The organism is uncultured Campylobacter sp. (genome assembly GCF_938045595.1).
GTDB lineage: Bacteria > Campylobacterota > Campylobacteria > Campylobacterales > Campylobacteraceae > Campylobacter_B.
In genome coordinates this window covers 1-5463 of the sequence record NZ_CALIBB010000013.1, presented here as the reverse complement: position 1 = coordinate 5463, position 5463 = coordinate 1, and the positions used below count along the sequence as shown (strand labels likewise).

Below are 5463 nucleotides of genomic sequence, written 5' to 3'. Positions count from 1 at the left end.
CAAGGAGATAGATTTTAACTGCAAAAAGATAACCTATCCCGATATCAGGCTTGCCTACTGGGCGGGCGGCAACCCGTATCTGCACCACCCCGATACGAATTTGCTCGCGCGCACGTTTGAAAAGCTCGATACCTTCATAGTCCAAGAGTGCTTCTGGACGGCTAGCGCGCGCATGGCCGATATCGTTCTGCCCGCCACTACCGAGCAGGAGCGCGACGACATAACCAAGTCGCATACGAATAAATTTATCATCGCTATGCATAAGATCGCCGAGCCTTACGAGCAGGCGCAAAACGACTATAAAATTTACTGCGAAATTCTAAAGCAGTTCGGCGAGAAGGAATATATGGCGTTTAGCGAGGGCAAGAGCGAGATGGAGTGGATCAAGCAATTTTACGACGCTTCGAAGAAAAAAGCGGACGCATCGAAGATAAAGATGCCGGAATTTGAGGAGTTTTGGAAAAAGGGCTTCGTGAAATTTGAAATTCCAAAGCACGCCTACGAATACGTAGCGATGGAGGAATTTAGAAAAAATCCTATCATAAACCGCCTCGGAACGCCGTCTGGAAAGATCGAGGTCGTCTCAAAAAAGATCGCCAAAGCGGCGCTGGACGACTGCCCTACGCATCCCACATGGATGGAGCCGATGGAGTGGCTAGGGAACGCGCAAAAGACGCAAAAGTATCCGCTAAATTTAATAACCCCGCATCCGAAATACCGCCTGCACGGGCAGCTAAACAACACTTGGCTACGAAGCTTAGAAGAAATCGACGGTCGCGAGCCCGTGTGGATGCACCCAAAAGATGCCGAAGCAAGAGGACTTAAAAACGGTGACGTAGTTAGGGTTTTCAACGATCGCGGCGCCGCGCTTGCAGGGCTCATCGTCACCGAAAACGTAAAGCAAAGCGTCGTGAGGATGCAAGAGGGCGGCTGGTGGGATCCGCTCTTTAGCGCAAGCGGCGATCTGTGCGTGCATGGCAACGCAAACGTGCTGGTGCCCAACGAGCCCAGCTCGAAGCTTGCGTGCGGCAACCAAGCCACCGCGCTGGTGCAGATCGAGAAATTTGATGGCGAACTTCCGCCGCTTGCGGTATTTTCGCAGCCGAAATTCGGCAAAAGGAGCTAGCGATGAGACAAAATTTTAAAATTTACGCGAGTGAGCGAGGTCAAATTTCACCGCCGGGCGCGAGTGAAATTTCATCATTTAGCGCGGAGAAAATTTCATGCGATACGGGTAAAATTTGCGCACCCGAGCGAGGTAAAATTTTATCCAAAGCGCTAGCGGCGTTTTTGCTTGCGGCGGCTTGCCATTTGGGCGCGGCGGATCTTTTCGTCGCGGCTCAAACCCCGCTTCTAAACAAAGCGGGCGGCAAGGAGATCGCCAAGCTGCATGTAGGCGCGAAGCTGCAAGTGCTAAAGGACGGCAAGGACTACGTGCAGGTGCGATACGCGGGCTTCGTGCCCGAGGGAAGCAACGTAAGCTACGCAAGGCTTGGGATTTTGGAGCAGGATTTGCAAGCGCAAAACGCAAAGAGCCTAAAGACGCTAAAGACCGTGAAGGACGACTACGATAACGAATGGGCGAACGTCACTATCGACGGCTACGTCGCGAAGCTCGCCGTGACGGACGATGCGGCTAAAATTTACGACGCGGGAGAAAATCTATTCAAAGAGCGCTGCGGCAGCTGTCACGCGCTGCACGGATACGACGAATTTAACGTCAATGTTTGGCCTAGCGTGGTCGAGACGATGATACAAAACTCGGGGCTGCAGCCCGACGAATACGAGACGCTCGTGCGATTTTTGCAAAGCAAGGCACCCGTGGAATGAAATTTAAAGCGCTTGCTATTTTTACGCAGCGGGCGGAATTTACTCGCCTAAATCTCGCCCGCTAAGTAAACTTAGAATTTTAATGCTCGAGGCAGAATTTAGCTTTAAAATTTACAAAGTAAAGCTCTGCCCGCGGAATTTAGGCTATGGAATTTTGCGCTAGCGCCCTTTTGCGCGAGTAAGCTCATTCGCCACGGCGTAAATTTCGCCTACGGAATTATGCACGGAGTTCTACTTGATTTCGCGCAGTAAAATTCTACCGCTACGCGATAAAATAACGGAATCTCTCCACAAGATCTACTGTAAAATTTCACGCTCGGTGCGTATTTTGCCTATATCACAAAACGCAGCAGCCGCAAAATTTTACGCGGCAGCTTTCCGCTGTAGATAGAATTTCACCGCGCAAATTTTAGATTTTTAAAGCGAAATTTCAAATAAAATTCGTGCCATAAATCCATCGTATAAATTCTATACCAAAAACCATAACTGCGTGACATCGATATGGATTTTAATCTAAATTTTACTCATAAATTTTGAGATTATTTTATAAGCGCATGGCACACGGCTTGTGGGAATAAAATTTTAAGCAGATTTTGTGCAAAATTTCAAAATGCAGCTCAAGCTCACAAGCGGATAAATTCGCTGTAGCCTTGCGTTTAAAATTCCGTGCTAGTGATAAATTTCGCATCTTTACGACGGTGCAAATTTTAAAATTTTATGCAAGAGATAGAATTATAAGCCCGCGCAATGCATGAATTCTAAAATTCCACATCGCCTATAAAATTCCATGCCTCACACGACACATAAATTTTGAAATTTTAAAATTTCACGCAGCAGATAAAATTTAGGAATTTCCTTTTGCGGTAAAATTTTAAAGCTCTGCCACAAATCCTCTGTCCGCGCGGCGAGTTCCAAATCCGTCTAGAACTTAGATTTTCCTCACCAGCTCGGGGATTATTGCCTCAAAATCGACCCCTTCGTAGTCCTTACGCTCCTCGTCGCTCATCGTCTCCTTGATCGTACTTACGACGAAGTCCGCAGCGATACGAACCGCCGTTTCCAGCGACTTGCCGCGCATTATCGCGCCGAAGGCTACGGCTGCGAAAATATCGCCTGTGCCGTTAAATTTAACCGGCAGCAGCTCGTGAAAATACTCGTTCGTCCTGCCCGTGCGCGCATCGTAGCTGAAAACCCCGCACTGATCGGCGATGTAGCCGATGCCCTTTAAAATAACCTGTCTAGCGCCCAGCTCTCGAAGCTTTGCAAGCAGATCCATGATAAAATCCCTATCCGCCCCCTCTCGGTACGGCACGCCGGTGATCGCGCAGGCCTCGGTGATATTAGGCGTGATGATGTCGGCTTGAGCGCACAGAAGCGCCATCATGCGGGCAAAATCCTCGTTAAAGCCCGGATAAAACACGCCGTTATCGCCCATACAAGGATCGACCAAAATGGTCTTGTCTGCGCCGCCGAAGCTCGCAAATAGCTCGCTCATGATCTCGATCTGCGCCTCTGAGCCCAAAAAGCCCGTATAGATGCCGTCAAACACCACTCCGCGGTCTTTCCAGTGCGCCATGATCGCGCGTATCTGCGAGCTTAGATCGCAAAAAGTATAGCCCGAAAAACCCGTATGCATCGATAAAACCGCCGTAGGGATCACGCTCGTGCTCATCCCCATCGCGCTTAGTATCGGCAAGGCGACGGTCAGCGAAACCTTGCCCACGCAGGATATATCTTGAACGGTAAGAACTTTTTTCATCACAATTCCTAAAATTTTTGGCTCTATTTTACCGCTATTTATATTAAAAAGGCGAATTTAAATAAAATTTACTCTACGAATAGTCTAAATTTATAATATTTTTGGCGTTTTTCCGCTAAATTCTAAGCTAGTTCCGCCGCAAATTCGGCGTATAAATTTAAAAAGGCAAAAAATGATAACCGCAAAGGCTCTTTACGCATCCGCTCGCCTTAGATCGCTGCCGCTTAGCGTCTCTGGCGTGTTGCTCGGCAGCGGGGCGGCATACGGCGCAGGCGTATTTAAAGTGGACATTTTCGCGCTAGCGCTGCTTACCACGCTGCTGTTTCAGGTGCTAAGCGACTACGGCGACGCGGTAAAAGGCACCGACGACGATGGCAGATTAGGGCCGCGTCGCGCGATCCAAACGGGACAGATGAGCGCAGCCGAGATGAAACGCGTCATCGTCGCTACGGCGCTACTTTCGGCATTTTCGAGCCTCGCGCTAAGCGTTTTGGCATTTGGCGAGCGGTTTTATCTCGTGGCTATATTTTTGGCGCTGGGCGGCGCGTCGATATACGCGGCGATCCGCTACACCGTGGGCGCCGGCGCATACGGCTATAAAGGGCTTGGCGACGTTTTCGTGTTTTTGTTTTTTGGACTTTTGAGCGTGCTGGGCTCGTACTTTTTATATGCGCGCTCACTAGATACGGCGCTGCTGCTGCCTGCGTGCGCGTGCGGGATGCTAAGCACCGCCGTGCTAAATCTAAACAACATGCGCGACATCCAGAACGACGCGCTCAAGGGCAAGCGCACGATCCCCGTTCGTATCGGACTGAGCGCAGCCAAGCGCTACCACTACGCGCTGATCGCGGGCGGAGCGGGTCTGATGCTTTGCTATTCGTTTTTGCGCGGCGAGCCTGGCGTAAAACTACTCTACGTAGTTAGCTTTGCGCCGCTTATTAGGCACCTATTTTTCGTTTCGCGGGTGCGAGAGTGTCGCGACTTCGACGGGCAGCTAAAGGTCGTCGCGCTATGCACGTTTGCGATGTCGGCGCTGTTTTTCATCGGGGAAATTCTGAGCTAAATTTAAACGCCGCGCAGATAAAATTTACGTTGGCACCGCAGCAAAGTCCTCTCGCGCAAAAGCGCTTTGTGCGAGTTCTCCTAATCTTGCAATCAACCTACTTGTCGCACAGCAAAGCATCTGCGGCAAGCTCGCTCAATGAAAACGTCCATAACATATCTCTGTCCGCCTGATGGCTACCGCAATAAAATTTAAGGGGGCAAACTCCAGGTCTCCGCGCCGTCTTGTATCGTTAAATTAAGCGAGCAATACCGCTCTTAAGTCCATACAAGCCCCGTCACACTACGCTTTAATTGCCATTTTGACAGCAGGCTACTCGCCTTTTGCGTCAAAATTTTAAAAACTAGAGCATTAATTCTACAAAAGGCCCGCGTGTTTGGCGCGGTGGGCTTTGTGCTTATTGCACGGCGGCAGTTCGCACCGCAAACGTTGCTTTAGCCCTACTTTTGAGCCCTCGCGCCGCTAAAATTTTACTAAATTTTACGCACCGCCTTTTTGAAACGATGCTTGCAAAACCATGTCTTTCTGCACATAGCCCCTTAAAATTCGAAGCAATCTTGCACGTTGTTTAGAACTTCGCGGTCGCAATATCCGCCGTTTTGCTAGCAAAAGTCCAAAACCGCCGCCTCATTCGGCACGCGGCGAGCTCGCAAAATCCAGTATGAGCCTATGCGTGCCGTCGCAGTCGCGATGCGCCAAGCCCTCGCCTAAGAACTCAAATAGCCCCTCAAACTCCGCCCATTCATAGACAAGATCTTTTCAAATGCATCTCGCTGCCGCTATGCCGCGAGCTTTTTGAGTTCCTTTTTTC

Annotated in this window: 5 protein-coding genes; 3 read left to right on the top strand and 2 right to left on the bottom strand. The window is 49.9% G+C overall.

The genetic code is table 11. From position 1 onward, the window contains the following. A partial coding sequence (locus tag Q0340_RS00410; RefSeq protein ID WP_298081701.1) for a molybdopterin dinucleotide binding domain-containing protein occupies positions 1-1126 on the top strand: 1126 nt, incomplete at its 5' end. Between the two features lie 2 nt (positions 1127-1128). Beyond that, a complete protein-coding gene (locus Q0340_RS00405; protein WP_298081700.1) occupies positions 1129-1830 on the top strand; it encodes a hypothetical protein in 702 nt (233 codons plus the stop codon). A gap of 792 nt (positions 1831-2622) precedes the next feature. Here the strand turns inward: Q0340_RS00405 and Q0340_RS00400 are convergent. Together Q0340_RS00400 and Q0340_RS00395 are read right to left on the bottom strand one after the other, a co-directional pair. Further along, a complete protein-coding gene (locus tag Q0340_RS00400) occupies positions 2623-2745 on the bottom strand; it encodes a hypothetical protein (RefSeq protein ID WP_298081699.1) in 123 nt (40 codons plus the stop codon). A 13-nt stretch (positions 2746-2758) separates the two neighbouring features. Then, the gene (locus Q0340_RS00395; protein ID WP_298081698.1) at positions 2759-3589 is read right to left on the bottom strand and encodes a pyridoxamine kinase; all 831 of its coding nucleotides are present in this window, start codon (positions 3587-3589) and stop codon (positions 2759-2761) included. A gap of 172 nt (positions 3590-3761) precedes the next feature. Between Q0340_RS00395 and menA the strand changes: the two genes are divergently transcribed. Next, positions 3762-4652 carry a 1,4-dihydroxy-2-naphthoate octaprenyltransferase gene (menA, locus tag Q0340_RS00390; protein ID WP_298081697.1) on the top strand — a complete coding sequence of 297 codons (891 nt, stop codon included), beginning with the start codon at positions 3762-3764 and terminating at the stop codon, positions 4650-4652. Positions 4653-5463: the final 811 nt, after the last annotated feature.